The 15600-nt window shown below is 66.6% G+C and carries 15 protein-coding genes; 8 read left to right on the top strand and 7 right to left on the bottom strand.

Annotated elements, in window-relative coordinates; all coding sequences use genetic code 11:
- Positions 1-6 precede the first annotated feature (6 nt).
- The 5 genes from ACQKOE_RS12480 to ACQKOE_RS12460 form a co-directional block, all read right to left on the bottom strand.
- On the bottom strand, positions 7-768 hold the full coding sequence (locus tag ACQKOE_RS12480; protein ID WP_427513070.1) for a hypothetical protein: 762 nt from the start codon (positions 766-768) through the stop codon (positions 7-9).
- Between the two features lie 78 nt (positions 769-846).
- Positions 847-1479, bottom strand: coding sequence for a DUF4230 domain-containing protein (locus tag ACQKOE_RS12475; protein WP_427513069.1), 633 nt, complete (start codon positions 1477-1479; stop codon positions 847-849).
- Positions 1464-2384, bottom strand: a complete 921-nt coding sequence (locus ACQKOE_RS12470; protein ID WP_427513068.1) for an MBL fold metallo-hydrolase — start codon at positions 2382-2384, stop codon at positions 1464-1466. Before ACQKOE_RS12470 ends, ACQKOE_RS12475 begins: the two co-directional genes overlap by 16 nt.
- 59 nt (positions 2385-2443) lie before the next feature.
- Positions 2444-2902, bottom strand: coding sequence for a DUF1465 family protein (locus ACQKOE_RS12465; protein WP_427513067.1), 459 nt, complete (start codon positions 2900-2902; stop codon positions 2444-2446).
- A gap of 106 nt (positions 2903-3008) precedes the next feature.
- A complete protein-coding gene (locus tag ACQKOE_RS12460; RefSeq protein ID WP_374588718.1) occupies positions 3009-3206 on the bottom strand; it encodes a YdcH family protein in 198 nt (65 codons plus the stop codon).
- A gap of 171 nt (positions 3207-3377) precedes the next feature.
- Between ACQKOE_RS12460 and ACQKOE_RS12455 the strand changes: the two genes are divergently transcribed.
- From ACQKOE_RS12455 to tilS, 5 genes are all read left to right on the top strand, one after another.
- The gene (locus tag ACQKOE_RS12455; RefSeq protein ID WP_374588716.1) at positions 3378-3533 is read left to right on the top strand and encodes a YdcH family protein; all 156 of its coding nucleotides are present in this window, start codon (positions 3378-3380) and stop codon (positions 3531-3533) included.
- Between the two features lie 123 nt (positions 3534-3656).
- Positions 3657-5933 (top strand): phosphoenolpyruvate--protein phosphotransferase, encoded by a 2277-nt coding sequence (gene ptsP / locus ACQKOE_RS12450; RefSeq protein ID WP_427513066.1) that lies wholly within the window; start codon positions 3657-3659, stop codon positions 5931-5933.
- 162 nt (positions 5934-6095) lie between these two features.
- Positions 6096-7016: a helix-turn-helix domain-containing protein gene (locus ACQKOE_RS12445; protein WP_427513065.1), complete on the top strand. Its 921-nt coding sequence runs from the start codon at positions 6096-6098 to the stop codon at positions 7014-7016.
- A 127-nt stretch (positions 7017-7143) separates the two neighbouring features.
- Positions 7144-8112, top strand: a complete 969-nt coding sequence (locus ACQKOE_RS12440) for a tetratricopeptide repeat protein (RefSeq protein WP_427513064.1) — start codon at positions 7144-7146, stop codon at positions 8110-8112.
- A 9-nt stretch (positions 8113-8121) separates the two neighbouring features.
- Entirely contained in the window at positions 8122-9072 is a 951-nt protein-coding gene (gene tilS / locus ACQKOE_RS12435; RefSeq protein ID WP_427513063.1) for a tRNA lysidine(34) synthetase TilS, read from the top strand.
- Positions 9073-9211: 139 nt separating this feature from the next.
- Here tilS and ACQKOE_RS12430 read toward each other — a convergent pair whose 3' ends face one another.
- Complete coding sequence (locus ACQKOE_RS12430) at positions 9212-9862, bottom strand: 2-hydroxychromene-2-carboxylate isomerase (RefSeq protein WP_427513062.1); 651 nt, start codon at positions 9860-9862, stop codon at positions 9212-9214.
- 64 nt (positions 9863-9926) lie between these two features.
- Between ACQKOE_RS12430 and ACQKOE_RS12425 the strand changes: the two genes are divergently transcribed.
- From ACQKOE_RS12425 to ACQKOE_RS12415, 3 genes are all read left to right on the top strand, one after another.
- The gene (locus ACQKOE_RS12425) at positions 9927-10709 is read left to right on the top strand and encodes an SDR family oxidoreductase (RefSeq protein ID WP_427513061.1); all 783 of its coding nucleotides are present in this window, start codon (positions 9927-9929) and stop codon (positions 10707-10709) included.
- A 15-nt stretch (positions 10710-10724) separates the two neighbouring features.
- On the top strand, positions 10725-11513 hold the full coding sequence (locus ACQKOE_RS12420) for an SDR family oxidoreductase (RefSeq protein WP_374588837.1): 789 nt from the start codon (positions 10725-10727) through the stop codon (positions 11511-11513).
- A gap of 75 nt (positions 11514-11588) precedes the next feature.
- Positions 11589-12707, top strand: a complete 1119-nt coding sequence (locus ACQKOE_RS12415; RefSeq protein WP_427513060.1) for a phospholipase D-like domain-containing protein — start codon at positions 11589-11591, stop codon at positions 12705-12707.
- Here the strand turns inward: ACQKOE_RS12415 and ACQKOE_RS12410 are convergent.
- Complete coding sequence (locus ACQKOE_RS12410) at positions 12704-15478, bottom strand: phosphoenolpyruvate carboxylase (RefSeq protein WP_427513059.1); 2775 nt, start codon at positions 15476-15478, stop codon at positions 12704-12706. The genes ACQKOE_RS12415 and ACQKOE_RS12410 overlap by 4 nt on opposite strands.
- Between the last annotated feature and the right edge of the window lie 122 nt (positions 15479-15600).

Below are 15600 nucleotides of genomic sequence, written 5' to 3'. Positions count from 1 at the left end.
GACTAATCAAGGCAGATAGGGCTCCATTGGTCGCGCCGCGCCCGGATAGCCGGCCATGACTTGCCGTGTCAGGTCCATTGCCCAGTCGGTCCCGGCAATCAGCTCGCCCAGCGCGACCCAGCCGAACATGACGGCAAGCCCCACGAACCAGGCGGGATGGACCGCGCCGCGATGACGCTTGTCGCGGATCATCCCGGCCAGGATGAACAGCGCGCCAATCGCGTTGCTGATCTCCCAGGCATAGGGGATCATCAGCGGCATGGGCAGCAGGCGGCCAAAGCCCGGTCCGGTGATGGCCGCCATGGCCGACAGCATCAGGCGGCGGTGCCAGTCGGTCTGCCGCCGCAGCGCGACTGCCGCGCCGACCATTCCGGCAAAGGCGAGAATGCCGGTCGGGTTGCCGATCAGGAACTCGCTCGCGCCGAAGAAGAACGGCCCGCCGGTGCGGCGCATCGACACGACCGTCATGGTGATGCCCATGATGACCATGGCCGGAACCCAGATCGCCGAAAGCCAGCCCAGCTTGCGGTGCAGGGCGACGTTGTCGCTGGCGATCAGGCCCGACTGGACCACGAACAGGGCCACCCAGCCAAAAAACACTCCGGCGTGGATGTGATAGACCAGCGGCACGGCAAAGCTGGACCTCCCTGCCGCCAGTTGGACCGAGAACCCAGCCACCAGGACCAGCGCAATCGCTGAGGCCAGTTTGAAGAAAAAGCGTTCCTCCGTGCCTTGCAGTGGAACGTCTGTTTTGAATGCAGTTGCCATCGCGGTATCTCCCCATAGGACCGCGACCCGTTATATGTAAGTAATACACCTTATGTCCGGGGAGGGCAATGTCGTTCGTCAGGGCGGCGTCGGCTCTCCGTCGAAGTGCACAGTGATCCGCACATCGCCATAGCCCGCCACCTTCAGCGGCGCGGAGAGGTTCTGTGTCACGGCCTGCCGCGCGGCATCGCGGGCGAGATCGAGCAGCACCGGGTTGGCCGCCTGCCGGGCCGCCTCGCGCTCGGCCACGATGGTATTGCTGCGGGTCAGCTTGGCCTGGGCATCGCCGGTGATCCACACCCCTTCGCGCAGGTACTGGGCATTGGCCTCGTCCATGTTCGGCTTGGACACTTGCAGAGGGGGCAGCGTCACGTCGAGCCGCTTGCCCTCCTTGTCCCAGCCGAGCCGGTTCGCATCGAGCCGCGACAGGTCCAGGGTGTAGTCCACCCGCGCTGGGATGACCGCGACCTGGCGGCTTTTCAGCAGGCCGAACATCCGCTCGTCATCCGAAGTGACCACCGGCACCAGCTGGGCCGAGAACACAGTCAGCCGGTTCGCCTTTTCAAAGGCGGCGAGGCTGGTGGTGATCGGGTCGCCGTGATCCTCCGGGCCATAGGCGAGCCAGCCGAAATAACCCGCCATGGCCAGCGACCCCGCGGCGAGCACCCACGGCAGCGGATTGCCGCGCGGGCGGGTCAGGTCAGTCGCCATGTCTCGTCATCCTCTGCCACCATGCCCTTGCCGCGCAGGTCATAGAGGTGGGCGAGGACCGAGCGCCCGGCCGCTCCGGTCAGGCGTGGGTCCAGCCCCTTGTACATGGCGGCGACCATGTCCGGGATAGTCTGCGGCCCTTCACCCAGCAGGCGCAGGATCTGGCTTTCGCGCTGGCGGCGGTGGCCGAGCATCCCGCGCACGAGTTGCTTCGGCTTTTCCACTGCCGGACCGTGGGCGGGATAAAAGACCCTGTCCTCGCGGTCATAAAGCTTGGCCAGGCTGGCCATATAGGCGCTCATGTCCCCGTCCGGCGGGGAGACGACGCTGGTCGACCAGGCCATGACGTGATCGCCGGTAAACAGCGCGCCGCTTTCGACCAGGGCATAGCACAGGTGGTTGCTGGTGTGGCCGGGGGTGGCGACCGCTTCGATTATCCAGTCCGGGCCGCTGATCCGCTCGCCATCAGCCAGTATGCGGTCCGGCGCATAGCTCTGGTCAAAGGCACTGTCGGCGCGCGGGCCATCGTCGCTCAGCACCAAGGGCGCACAGCCAATGATCGGCGCGCCGGTCCGGGCCTTCAGGACGGCGGCGGCGGGAGAGTGGTCGCGGTGGGTATGGGTGCACAGGATCGCGCCGATCCGCGCATCGCCTACAGCGGCAAGGATCGCTTCGACATGGCCCTGGCCATTGGTGTCCGCGCCCTTGAAGGGAGAGGGATCGCCATCGGCTCCGCTGTCCGCCGGGCCGGGGTCGATCACCGCCACTTCCTGCCCCGCGCCGACGATATAGGTCTGCGTTCCGGTGTAGGTGTAATGCGAGGCATTGGGCGCAAGCACGCGCCGCACCAGCGGTTCGCACTGTTCGCTCAGGCCGGTCGGCCAGGGTTTGGACGGTATGTTCATCGCGCTGCCGATATGGGGAGCGCTGCGGTCGAAGTCGAGAGAAAGCGTGTTGGGAAAGGCTAACCGCGCGCGCGTCCGTGCAGCCGTTGCGGCGGGTTCGGCAGATCGACCGCCTGATCCGCCGCCTGCGAGCGCCAGCCCGCATCAAGCCGCATCAGCCGCGCATGAAACCGCTCTGTCTCTCCGATCAATTCACGCATCTCGGGCGGGAGCAGGGGCAGCCGCGCCGGGTCCGCAGATGCGCAGGGATGCAGCTGCCCGTAACGGCGCAACTGGAATTCGCTCAGCTCCCCAGCCAGGAAAGCCCGGTGGTTGAGCAGCCAGGCAACGGCCTGCATCATCCGCGTCGTGGTCCGCAGCGCTTCGCAGGACAGGGCGACGGTAGCTTCATCATCCTGGTCGCTGCGATTGGCTGCGGCTGACGGGGCAAAGGCCGAACGGACCTCATCCGTCAGGACCAGCGCCTCGCAATACAGACCTTCGATAATCCGGGAACTGATGCTGGCCGGTGATGTCATGCCGCTGCGATAGGCCCTGCGAATCACTCTTGCCAACCTGGTTAAGGTTGCTTTGCCGCGCTAATTAGGAACTGTCCCTAATGGGGACACTTTTTGGCCCGCATGATCAGGCGATGATGTCCGGGATCAGGTAGTCCTCGATCATGGCCATCTGGTCTTTCAGCTTCAGCTTGCGCTTTTTCAGGCGGGCAATCTGGAGCTGGTCGACCGAACCGGCGCCGGTCAGGGCATCGATGGCGGCGTCGAGGTCGCGATGCTCGATCCGCAGCATTTCCAGCCGCTTTTTCAGCTCTTCCTCGTTCACGCCCTGGTCTCCGCTTGCCGGTCTATCGCAGACCCGTTGCGGGCCCTCGCATATCCGCTTCGCAAGATAGGCTTAATGTGTTTTCATGACAATCGCAGTGACTCGCCGGATGCCGAGTCGGGTACCGGTCGGTCCTTGCAGCCCTGGGGGCTAGAACAAGGAGGATCCCCAATGGAACAATCGCATTTCAGCGCATTACAGCTCAAGCACGCGGGTCTTGAACGGCAGATCCGGGAAGAATTGAGCCGACCCATGCCTGATCCAGCGACTGTCCAGCTCCTGAAGAAGCGGAAGCTCCGAATTAAGGAAGAGCTGGCGCATATCTGAACGGTGCGGGGAGGGGCTGCGGCCCCTCCCCGGCCATGCTTAAACCAGCGCAAAGTATAAATTCGTATCCAAACTGGATAGGCTGCGTTTGCACACGGCCAGGTTTGGTCTACGCTCGCGCTCATGCCAGTGACCAGCGCCGTTTCCGCCGCCCGCACGATCCTGACCCGTCTGCACGACGTGATGGCTTCGCGCAGCCATGCGCAGGCCAAGCTGAACACCGTGGTCGAGGTGATCGGCGAAGGGCTGGATAGCGAGGTCTGCTCGATCTACCTGCTGCGCGAAGGGATGCTGGAACTCTTCGCCACCAAGGGGCTGGCGCAAGAGGCGGTCCACGTCACCCGCATGGGCGTGGGCGAAGGGCTGGTCGGGACGATTGCCGAAAACATCGAAACGCTGAACCTGGCGGAGGCTACGGCTCACCCGGACTTTTCGTACCGCCCGGAAACGGGGGAGGAAAAGTACCACTCCTTCGCCGGCGTGCCGATCGTGCGGCGCGAACGGGCGGTGGGCGTGCTCTGCGTCCAGCATGACGAGCCGCGCCGCTATGAAGAGGTGGAGATCGAGGCGCTGCAAACGGTCGCCATGGTCCTGTCCGAACTGATTTCGAACGCGGGCCTGGTCGATGACGAGCAGGCGGCGCTGGGCCCGCAGCAGACCGGGCCGGTGCGCTTGCCCGGCCTGACCCTGGTCAAGGGCCTGGCCATGGGCACGGCGGTCTATCACCAGCCGCGGATCACCATCGAACACGTCATGGCCGAGGACCGCGATGCCGAATTGCAGCGCGTCTACCTCGCCTTTGACAAGATGCGCGAACAGATCGACCGGATGGCCAGCCAGGCCGAATTCGGCGTGGGGGGCGAGCATGAGGAAGTGCTCCAGACCTACAAGATGTTCGCTTACGACGAAGGGTGGAGCCGCCGGATCATCGAGGCGATTGATTCCGGCCTGACGGCAGAGGCGGCGATTGAGCGCGTGCAGCAGCGCACCCGGATGCGGATGCGGCAGATCGACGATCCGCTGCTGGCCGACCGGATGCACGATCTGGAGGATCTCTCCAATCGGCTGCTCCGCATCGTTTCGGGCCAGATGGGTACGGCGGCCAGCCAGGGTCTGCGCGGTGATACGATCCTGATCGCCCGCAATCTTGGCCCGGCCGAACTGCTGGAATATGACAAGCGGCGGCTGAAAGGCGTGATCCTGGAGGAAGGCTCGCTGACGGCGCACGTCGTGATCGTGGCGCGGGCCATGGGCATTCCGGTGCTCGGCCGGGTGCGGTCGCTGCGCGGAGTGGTCCGCGACGGGGACCTGCTGCTGCTCGATGCCGACAAGGGCGAGGCGACCGTCCGCCCCATCGACGCCATGATCGAGGCATTCGACGCGCGCTTCGTCAAAAGCAAGGAACGCGCGGCCGCCTATGCCGCGCTGCGCGATGTTGAACCATTTACCCGCGACGGGACCCGCATCACCGTGATGATGAATGCGGGCCTGCGCGATGACATGCCCAACCTGGCCCTGGCCGGGGCGGACGGGGTGGGCCTGTTCCGCACCGAATTCCAGTTCCTCGTCTCTGCCACCCTGCCCGCGCGCGAACGCCAGACCCGGCTGTACCGCGACGTGCTGGAAGCGGCGGGAGACAAGTCGGTGGTGTTCCGCACGGTGGACATCGGCGGCGACAAGGTGCTGCCCTACCTGCGCCACAACGACGGTGAGCATGAAGAGAACCCCGCGATGGGCTGGCGCGCGCTGCGCGTTGCGCTGGAGCGGGAAGGGCTGCTCAAGGTCCAGGCCCGGTCCCTGCTGGAGGCAGCAGCGGGCCGCACGCTGAACGTGATGTTCCCGATGGTGTCCGAACCCTGGGAATTCGACGCCGCGCGCGAAGTGTTCGAAAACCAGCGGAAGTACCTCAAGGCCCAGAAGAAGCTGCTGCCCGAGGCGGTCCGCTATGGCGCGATGCTGGAGGTTCCGGCTCTGGCGGAACAGTTGGACGTGCTAGCGCCGCGCCTGTCGTTCCTTTCGATCGGCACGAATGACCTGACCCAGTTCCTGTTTGCCGCGGACCGCGCCAATCCCAAGCTGGCGGAGCGCTATGACTGGCTTTCGCCCTCGATCATGCGCTTCCTCAAGCGGGTGCAGTTGAGCCTGGCCGGGCATCCTATCGACATTACGGTCTGCGGCGAAATGGGGGGACGCCGGTTGGAGGCGCTCGCCCTGCTGGGCATTGGCATCCGCCGACTGTCGATCACGCCTGCCGGGGTGGGGCCGATCAAGGAGCTGGTGCGCAAGGTCGACCTGCCCGAAATCACCGAGGCGATGAACCAGTGGCTCTCCCACCCCCCGGCCAGCCTGCGCGACGCGCTGGCGCAGTGGGCCGCCGAGCGCGGAATCGAGGCGGACTGACGGGCTGCCGGTGCCAATTTCACCGGCCCGTCACATTTACGGGCCATCCCGTCGATGCGACTCGTCTAGCCTAGGTGTTTTCCGTTGACTTCAACCCCGGATAAGGGATTGTCCGGGCCAGCTGGAACACCAGACGGCCAGGTCGCAATTGTCGGGGTTGAAATGTCGGATACAGAAGTGGCGGAGGCCGAACTGCCTCTGGATAATGCCGGGGCACGGTTACTGCGCGCACGTGAAGCCGCGGGAATGAGCCGGGCCCAGGCCTGCGCCGTCCTGCGCATTCCGGAACGCCACCTGGTCGCTATCGAGACCGGAGACTATGCCGCACTGCCCGCGCGGACCTATGCCGTGGGCTTCTCTCGCTCTTATGCCAAGGTGGTCGGGCTCGATCCGGTGGAGATCGTCAACGCGGTGCGCCGCGAACTTGACGCGCAGGAACCGGCCGAGCCGCGCCGCACCGTGCAGACCTTTGAACCCGGCGATCCGGCGCGGGTGCCGGGCGGCGGTCTGGTCTGGCTGGCCGCGCTGGGGATCGTGGTGGTGCTGGTGGCGGTGTTCTTCTTCGCCCGGCCGATGATTGCGCCAGCGGTGGAATTGCCGTCAATCCTCGAAACCCAGGCTCCTGCTCCCGTCGCGGCGGCCCCGGCGTCTGCACCTGCACCAGCAACCGCCGGCACGGTGGTGTTCACGGCCACCGCGCCCAAGGTCTGGGTGAAGTTCACCGATGCGGTGGGCAACCAGCTGCTGCAAAAGGAGCTGGTCCAGGGCGAAAGCTGGACCGTTCCGTCCGACCAGCCCGACGTGCGCCTCGCCACGGTGCGGCCCGACGCGCTGGAAATCACGGTGAACGGCCAGCCGGTGCCCAAGCTTTCGGACAAGCAGCAGTCGATCAACAACGTTCCGGTCACCGCAGCGGCCTTGCTGGCGCGCGGCGCGCCCAGTGCGGCACCTGCGGTCCAGGCTGCGGCTCCGTCGGCAAGCCGTCCGCAGCGTCCGGCCCGCGCGGCCCAGCCTGCGCCCGCACCGGCCAGCCCTGCGCCCGCTGCGGTGGAGGCACCCGCGCCCGCGCCTGCTGCAACCTAGCCTGCGGATAGCTTTTTCCGGCTGCTCGACACGGGCCTTGCGGCGCGGCTAGATCGCCCTGACGGTTAATCGCCAGTTCGGCCGGACTGGTTCAAGCCGCGCATCCAATTTCGATGGACTGAGGCACATGAAGCGACTTATCCAGCACAAGCCCCTGGTAGCCACCCTGGCCCTGTTGATCGCGGCCCCGGCCTTTGCCCAGGACACGGGCGGGGTCAGCCTGGAAACCCGCGTGCGCAAGGTGGAATCCGAAGTGTCCGCCCTGCAACGCGTGGTCTTTCCGGGCGGCGACGGGCGGTTTTTCCCGCAGATCCAGCCCAGCCAGACCGGCACTGCCCCCAGCGGCACGCCCGCCAGCAATCCCAATGCCGACATGCTGACCCGCATGGACTCGCTGGAAGGACAGGTCGCGCGCCTGACCTCGCAGGTAGAGGAAGATCGCAACCGGCTGGAAAAGCTGGAAGCGCGCCTTGCCGCCATGGAAGCGGGCAAGCCGGCAGTGGGCGAAGTGGCGACGGCCAGCACGGCTTCGTCCAGCAATCTTGCGGCGATGAGCGGCGGCGCTTCGGCTGCGGCCCCGGCAGCGGCGCAAGTGGCAGCGGGCAAGCCCGCAGCGCCAGCAGCAGCTCCGGTAGCGAAGCCCGCCGCCACGCCCTCGGCGCAGCGGGTTGCGGCAGTGCGCGCGATTGAAAAGCCGCAGACCCAGGATCCGGGCGATGACGAATATTCCTATGGCTTCCGCCTGTGGGAAGCGAAGTTCTATCCCGAAGCGCAGCAGCAGCTGAAGCTGTTCCTGACCAAGTACCCCAAGCATTCGCGCGGCAGCTTTGCCCGCAACCTGCTGGGCCGCGCCTATCTGGACGATGGCAACCCGCGCGAAGCGGCAAGCTGGTTCCTCCAGAACTACAAGGCCAATCCCAAGGGTGAACGCGCTGGCGACAGCGTGCTGCTGCTGGCCGAATCCATGCGCCAGATGAAGGACACCAACCGCGCCTGCGTTGCGCTGGACCAGTTCGAGCGTGAATTCGCCAAGGACGCCGCCGGACGGCTCAAGGGCCAGTACGATGCGACCAAGCGCGGCTTGAAGTGCTCTTGATCGGGAGCCGTGACCGCACCTGATCTGCAACTGACCGCCCGCTTCACTGCCGATCTTGCGGCGCTGTGGAGCGGGACTGGCCGGTTGGGCCTGGCCGTATCGGGCGGGCCGGACAGCCTTGCCCTGCTGCTGCTGGCGCGCGCCGCCCTGCCGGACCGGATCGCGGCGGCCACCGTCGATCATGGCCTCCGCCCGAAAGCGGCGCAGGAAGCCGACATGGTGGCGCGGGTCTGCGCCTCGCTGGACGTCCCGCACCGGACCTTGCGTGTCGAAGTTCCCGCGGGCAACGTCCAGTCCCAGGCGCGGGCGGCGCGCTATGCGGCGCTGGCGGAGTGGATGGAAGCCGAGGGACTGGAAGCCCTGGCCACCGCACACCATGCCGACGATCAGGCGGAAACGCTGCTCTTGCGGCTGAACCGGGGCAGCGGCGCATCGGGACTGGCCGGAGTGCGGGCGCGGGGCCTGGTCCCCGGCATGCGCTTGCCATTGGTTCGTCCCTTGCTGGGCTGGCGGCGCGCGGAACTGGCCGGGATCGTCTCCGCAGCGGGGATCGACGCGGCGCAGGACCCGTCCAATCTGGACGACCGCTTTGACCGCGTCCGCATCCGCAAGGCGCTGGCCGGGGCCGAATGGATCGACGTTCCGGCCCTGGCCCAAAGCGCGGCCAATCTGGCCGATGCCGATGCGGCGCTGGAATGGGCCGCCGCGCGCGAATGGTCCGAAGCGGTGACGAAAGGGCCGATGGGCCTGACCTATCGCCCCGCCGCACCGCGCGCGATTGCCCTGCGCGTCCTTACCCGGCTGGTGAGCGAACTCGACGGCGAAGCGCCGCGCGGCTCCGCCGTGGCGCGGCTGTTCGACAGCCTGGTTGCGCGGCAACCGGCCTCGATCGGCAATCTGGTGGCGCGGGCGATGCCGAACGGGTGGAGCTTTACCAAGGCGCCCAAGCGCCGGGGGTAGGGCTGGGGCTGTGAGCAACCCGGCTTCGACAAGCTCAGCCTGAGCGGGGTTTTATAACGGTCCAACAGCAGTTCAGCCTGAGCGTGGTTCTTTCGGTTCCAACACCCCGCTCAGCCTGAGCCTGTCGAAGGCGGTTTGCCTAGCGCGCCTGCATCCCCTGCTGTTGCATCCGCCAGACCAGCTGGTCATAGCGGTCCTGGCCAAAGAACGGCTCGCCTTCATAGACCATCAGCGGCACGCCGTAATGTCCGCCCAGGCGCTGGTCGGCCTCGTTCTGCTTGATTACCTCGTCGAGCCGCTCGGCCTCCGCCTCCTGCACTGCGTCCATTTCGGCCAGGTCGCAGTCCGCCTGTTCGAAAGCGCGGGCCAGGTGGTCGCCTTCGTGCCAGTTGTCGGTCTCGCCCGACCAGATCAGGTGGCTGACCGCGCGCAGGACGGGCAGGCCCTTGCCGCGTTCGGCGGCGAGCACGCCCAGCCGGGTCAGGCGGTGGATGTGCGGCTGTTCCTTGGGATAGGTCCGCGTGGCGAAGTCCATCTTGACCGGATCGGGCCGGGGCCAGCGCAGCGGCATTCCGGCGAACTCGGCGCTGCGCACGCAGTCGCGCATCAGGTAGGTGGTCCACAGCGGATCGGCATTGGCGAAGAAATCCGGCTGGCGCACGGCAATCGGCAGGACCGGCCTGACGTTGACCTGTGCGTCCCACTGGCTCTCCAGCTCGATCAGCTTGGGCACCACGATGTACGAATAGGGGCTGCGAAACGACCAAAACACATCAACACTATGCGGCATCCAATCCTCCCTTGCCCCTCCGGCATTCGCAGGGCATTAATCGCGCGATTAAAAGGAGAGTCAAATGCGGATTGATTCATCGACTGCCGCCGTGGTTACCGGTGGCGCTTCCGGCCTGGGCCAGGCCACTGCCGAGGCGCTGGCCGCGGCGGGCGCAAAGGTCGCCATCTTCGACGTGAACGAGGAAAAGGGCGAGGCCGTGGCCAAGGCTATCGGCGGCCTGTTCTGCAAGGTGGACATCACCAGCGAGGAATCGGTCGTGGCCGGGTTTGAAAAGGCCCGCGCCGCCCACGGGCAGGAACGCATCCTGGTGCACTGCGCGATGACCAGCCGCCGGGGCAAGACGCTGGCCTATGACAAGGAAGCGGGCAAGCTGAAGCGCCTCTCCACCGAAGATTACATCTACGGCGTCCAGGGCATCCTGGTCGCCAGCTACCGCCTTGCCTCGCTTTCGGCAGAGGGCATGGCCGGGCTTGAGCCGCTGGAGGATGGCGAGCGCGGTTGCATCACCCTGACCGCCTCGGTCGCGGCGCAGGACGGGCAGATCGGCCAGGTCATCTATGGTTCGGCCAAGGCGGGCGTGAACGGGCTGGTCCTGCCCATGGCGCGCGACTTGTCGGACGTTGGCATCCGCGTCAATTCGATCATGCCGGGGATCTTCGCCACGCCGCTGATGCTGGGGGCCAAGCCGCAAGTGCTGGAAAGTCTGGCCGCTTCGGTGCCGTTCCCCAAGCGCCTGGGCAAGCCGGAGGAATTCGGCAGCCTGGCGCTGGAACTGGCGCGCAACACCTATTTCAATGGCCAGTGCATCCGCCTTGACGGCGCGATCCGCATGGCCCCGCGCTAAGGAGCTACAGAGATGATCTCACCCTTTCGCGACGGCCTGCTGGAAGGCAAGGTCGCTTTCATCGCCGGCGGCACTTCGGGCATCAACCTGGGCATTGCCAAGCGCTATGCCGAGCTGGGCGCCAAGGTGGCCGTGCTGGGCCGCAATCCCGAAAAGGCCGCCGCGGCTGCGGCTGAAATCGGCCATGACGCCATCGGTTTGACCGCCGACGTGCGCGACTACGGCGCGATCCGTGCGGCCATGGAGGAAGTGCACAACCGCCTGGGCCTGTTCGACATCGTCATTTCCGGCGCGGCGGGGAACTTCCTGGCGCCCGTTCTGGGGATGAGCGCCAATGCCTTCAAGACCGTGGTCGACATCGACCTCAACGGCACGTTCAACGTGTTCCGGGGGTGCCACGAATTCCTCGCGCCCCATGCCTCGCTGATTGCCATTACGGCAGGGCAGGCGGTCAACGCGGTCCAGCTTCAGGCCCATGCCTGCGCGGCCAAGGCCGGGATCAACCAGCTGATCCGCGTGCTGGCGCTGGAATGGGGACCGAACGTGCGGGTCAACGGCATTTCGCCCGGCCCGATCGAGGGGACCGAGGGCATGGCTCGGCTGGCTCCCGATGCCTCGACCAAGGCCAAGCACTTCGAGCGGATCGCGATGAAGCGCTGGGGCTTTATCGAGGAAATCGCCGAGGGCGCGGTGTTCCTGTCCAGCGATGCGGCCAAGTACATCACCGGCACGATCCTGGACATCGACGGGGGCAGCCAGATCGGCGATGCTACCCAGCGCAGCCTGGACAAGGGGCTGGCCTGATCTTTCTGGAGCGGGCGGGCCTTTTGTCCGTCCGCTCCTCTTGTCTGGCGGCGCGGCTGCTGGCAAGCGCCCGCCATGGCATCGCAAAGCACTGCAAAAGTTGACCTGACGGTCGGGTCGGAAGAATTCTGGCGCCGCGCCAGCGCCGATATCGCGGCCGCGCGTGACCGCGTCCTGATCCAGGCCATGACCTTTGAAGGCGATGCCGCCGGGCAGGCCGTAGCCGGGGCAGTGATCGCCAGTCCCGCGCGGGAACGCCGCGTGCTGGTGGACGATTACACCCGCCACGTCGTCAACGACACCTTCCTGGCCCTGTCGCGCAGCAAGCCGCTCCATGCCGAGGCAGCGGCGACCTGGGACCTGTTCGACGCGATGATCGCCAGCGGCGCGGGGCTGCGGGTGACCAATCCGGTCGGGCGTAATCCGCTGCGCTATGCCACGCGCAACCACAAGAAGCTGCTGGTGATCGACGATGCCGCCTGGATCGGCGGGATCAACTTTTCCGACCACAACTTTGCCTGGCACGACATGATGGTGCGGATCGAATGCCCGCAAGTGGCAGACTGGTTGGCAGGCGAATTTAACCGTGACTGGACCGGGCAGACCGCCACGACCAGTGCGGAAGTGAACGGGTTTGACCTGCTCAGCCTGGATGGAACCGCGAACGAGGCCGGGTTCGGCCCGGTGCTCGACCTGATTGCCAGCGCGCGGCAATCCATCGAAGTGGTCAGCGCCTATCCGACCTTTCCCTTCGTCGATGCCCTTGCAGAGGTTGCCGCGCGCGGGGTGCCGGTGCGGCTCTATACCCCGCGCCCCAACAACAAGCCGGTGATCCGCGATTACCTGATGGGCGTGGCGCGGAAATCAGGGCTGGATATTCGCCTGACCCCGATGATGACCCATGCCAAGGCCATGCTGGTCGATGGTGCGGCGCTGGTGGTGGGATCGTCCAACTTCGATTTCGTCAGCCACCGCGCCAATGCCGAATATGTCGCGACGATCCGGGACCCTGGCCTGATCGCGGCCTTCACCGCGCGGCTCCTGGAACCCCTGCGCGAAGGGGCGAGCGCGCCCGAAGCGGGAGACCATTCCCCGTGGCGCGCGTTCAAGGCCCGCGCCGGTCTGCGCGCGGCGGACGTGCTGGTCAGCTTCCTTGACCACGGCCCGCGCATTGCGGAGTGGCGGCGGCGTTAGCCGTGGGCGCCGAACAGGTTGGCAATCGCCGTGGTAATCCGCAGCGATAGCGCCTGCGCCGCGCCAATCGGGTCGATGAAATCGCGGTGGATGGCGTCATAGCCGACCGCTGCTTCGTCCGGATAGTCGCTCGGCTCGGCAATGGTGAAATCGCCCAGGTGCGGCTCGGTGGCGGGGAAAGCACGGCGCAGCTGGGCCAGGGCTTCCTCGACCCGCAAAGTGAAGACCATCTCCAGCACGTCCTCGCGCGCGATGTCGTTCGCGCGGCTGAAGGCCGGGACCGATACGACCCGCAGGAACATGTGCTGGAACAGGGCGAGGCGCAGCGCCTGAAGCACGCCCAGGGTGCGACGGGTATGCTCGCGCCCGGGCAGCGGAGCCTCGTCCGGGATCAGGGCGAGCAGGCGGTGCAGCTTCAGCGCATCGACCCGCAGCCGGCTGGCCATGCGGCGGAACACGCCGGTGCGGTCGTCGGTGGTCAGGTATTCGGCCAGGGCCAGGCAGGCATCGGCAATATGGCCCTCGTCCCCGCGATAGGGGCGGCTGGCCCAATAGGCGGAGTTGAACAGTTCGCCAAAGGCGGCGACGGTCTTGATGCTGGCCAGGGCATTGGCGCTGCGCACCAGCCGAACCAGTTGCCGCCCGCGTTCGCTTTCGGAAAGCAGTTCGGCCAGGGCCTCGTAATTGCCTTCCGCCGCCGTGCCAAACCCGGCAATCACGTTGACCGGATAGCCGAGCTGCTGAAGCACGGCATTGTGCGGGATCGCGCGGATCTGGCGCAGGCTCATCTCGCGGTCGGCGGCCAGGTCGCTCTGGCGGCGGCTCTTGCGGCTGCCGGTGTCGTTCAGCAGGCCCAGGCCCAAGGCGGTGACGGCGCGGGGATAGGTCTTGCTGACCAGCTGCTCGTGCTGGAACCGGCGGATCGCACGGTAGAAGTCGAGGCTGAGGTCGGTGCGGCGATAGAACGGATCGACCGGCGCATCGGCATCGGTTTCGCCGGGGGGCATTTCGGCAAAGCGGGTGAGGGTGGCCAGCGCCAGTTCCGGCGTGCCGAAGAACAGGTAGCCATCGCCGCCCTGGAAACTGACTTCCGGCTCAAGCCTGATCCCGGCGCGGACAAAGCGCCGCCGCGCCCAGGGCGAAAGCGGCCAGGCCAGCCGGTCGGCAAAGGAATCGGGATGCGCGCCGCGTCCCATGCTTTCGCCGTGGGTGTTGAAGATCAGCGCCGCAACATCGCCCAGCCCATTGGCGACCATGGCTTCGCTCAGCCGCCCTTGCAGGCGTTCGATGGCCAGAGCGGCCGGGATCTGGCCGACAAAGCGGCCCGCATCGGAGAAGCCGGTCTGGATCGCGACGCGGCCACGCTGGCGGGCATAGGCGCGGTAGGCTTCCTCGGCCAGCAGGGCATCGAGGAAGCGCCCGCCGTGTTCCAGCGCGCTTTCGGTTTCGAACAGGGGCGATACGTCGACCTTGTCCGCAATCCCGAACAGCCTGGCGAAATAGAGCGCGGCCAGCACCGTGGTCGGCTGCTCGCATTCCGCCACCAGCATCCGGATCGGGGCATCGTTGTCGATGTGACGCAGGATTTGCGCCATGGCGAGGAACTGGCGGATCGCCGTGCTGTTCTCGATCGCCAGGGCGGCAAAGTTGGAGCGCAGCGGCTTTGCCTCCGCCAGCAGCTCGCGCATCCGCACCAGGGCGGCCTGGCTGGCCAGGTCCAGCTTGCCATCGGGGTCGATGCGGCGGCGGATCGCGTTCTGCAACTGGCTGGAATTCACGCGGAAGTGGATCCAGCCCATGCCCAGCCCGTCGGCGCGCATGGCGGCCGCCACGGTCAGCAGGGTTTCGGCAGCAGCATCGTCCACGTTGGCGGCCTGCTGTTCCAGCTCCGCAATGATCGGCGCCAGGCTGGTCAGCTTGAATGGGTGGTCCGCTGTCAGGTGATTGGCCGTTTCGGACAGGGCGGCGTGATCGTCCAGATCGGTTCCGGCCAGCCGCTCGGCCTGGGCCTGCGAATAGGTTGCGGCGGCGCGCAGCCGTTCGGCCAGGTCGGGCGAGGCCTCCGCCAGAGCGGCGGCATAGCTGGTCAGGCGCTCGGCCTTTTCCTCCAGCCGGTAACGCAGCGAGGTGGCCCAGGAAATGTCGGTGCGGCCGTCCATGTCATAGCCCACCCAGGTGGCAAAGCGCAGCGGCACGGGGGCCAGCTTGCGCCATTGATCGGGCCAGCTCTGGCGAGCGCTGGCCAGCAGGGTGCGGACCATGGCATCGCGGGCGGACTGGGCGCGCGACAGGGCATCCATCGCCGCGCGGTGTTCGGAATCGAGCGTGATCGCATCGCGCTGGTGCGGGGCTACGCAGGCCGTAGCCGCGCCGATCTCGCCGGATGAGGCCGCCTCTGCCACGGCTTCGGACTGGCGCGCGGTCAGCAGGAACGTGGGGTGCGCGGTAAAGACGATGTGGGCCACCGGTTGCTGCCAGCGGCGGGCAAAGGCCGTAAAGTCTTCCGCCTTGGCCAGATCCTCCAGCCGGTCGAGGTTGGCCGCCTGGTCCAGCGGCGCGACCAGCCGGTTCAGCCGATGCGAGCGGGCGAGCAGCCCTTCACATTCCAGTTCCGAGACCAGCGCCGCAATCGCGTCCAGCGTCAGCTCGCCGCTTTCGATCCGGCGCGACAGTTCCAGGCTGAGCTGGAACACCGGGTTGAACAGCGGCGTTTCCGCCGTGTGCCGGTGCAAGTCCTGCAAGCGCGCGTCGAGTTGGGAAAGGAGGGTCATTGTCCAGCCTTGTACCGTTCGTGGTGAGGAGGGGACTGAGCCTGTCGAAGGCCCCGTCTCGAACCACTGCAGCGCACCCGCCCTTCGGGACGGGCCTTCACTTCGTTCAGTCCCTCCTCAGG

Source organism: Novosphingobium sp. NPDC080210, from assembly GCF_050281025.1.
In the GTDB taxonomy this organism is placed as follows: domain Bacteria; phylum Pseudomonadota; class Alphaproteobacteria; order Sphingomonadales; family Sphingomonadaceae; genus Novosphingobium.
The sequence above is the reverse complement of the archived record's forward strand: the minus strand, read 5'-3'. Positions and strand labels throughout refer to the sequence as shown.

Excerpts from the sequence above, each read along its gene's own strand:
- ACQKOE_RS12445 (WP_427513065.1), top strand. The coding sequence starts at position 6,096 with ATGTCGGATACAGAAGTGGCGGAGGCCGAACTGCCTCTGGATAATGCC.
- ACQKOE_RS12415 (WP_427513060.1), top strand. The coding sequence starts at position 11,589 with ATGGCATCGCAAAGCACTGCAAAAGTTGACCTGACGGTCGGGTCGGAA.
- ACQKOE_RS12410 (WP_427513059.1), bottom strand. The coding sequence starts at position 15,478 with ATGACCCTCCTTTCCCAACTCGACGCGCGCTTGCAGGACTTGCACCGG.
- ACQKOE_RS12465 (WP_427513067.1), bottom strand. The coding sequence starts at position 2,902 with ATGACATCACCGGCCAGCATCAGTTCCCGGATTATCGAAGGTCTGTAT.
- ACQKOE_RS12425 (WP_427513061.1), top strand. The coding sequence starts at position 9,927 with ATGCGGATTGATTCATCGACTGCCGCCGTGGTTACCGGTGGCGCTTCC.
- ACQKOE_RS12455 (WP_374588716.1), top strand. The coding sequence starts at position 3,378 with ATGGAACAATCGCATTTCAGCGCATTACAGCTCAAGCACGCGGGTCTT.
- ACQKOE_RS12470 (WP_427513068.1), bottom strand. The coding sequence starts at position 2,384 with ATGAACATACCGTCCAAACCCTGGCCGACCGGCCTGAGCGAACAGTGC.
- ACQKOE_RS12475 (WP_427513069.1), bottom strand. The coding sequence starts at position 1,479 with ATGGCGACTGACCTGACCCGCCCGCGCGGCAATCCGCTGCCGTGGGTG.
- ptsP (WP_427513066.1), top strand. The coding sequence starts at position 3,657 with ATGCCAGTGACCAGCGCCGTTTCCGCCGCCCGCACGATCCTGACCCGT.
- ACQKOE_RS12440 (WP_427513064.1), top strand. The coding sequence starts at position 7,144 with ATGAAGCGACTTATCCAGCACAAGCCCCTGGTAGCCACCCTGGCCCTG.
- ACQKOE_RS12430 (WP_427513062.1), bottom strand. The coding sequence starts at position 9,862 with ATGCCGCATAGTGTTGATGTGTTTTGGTCGTTTCGCAGCCCCTATTCG.
- ACQKOE_RS12480 (WP_427513070.1), bottom strand. The coding sequence starts at position 768 with ATGGCAACTGCATTCAAAACAGACGTTCCACTGCAAGGCACGGAGGAA.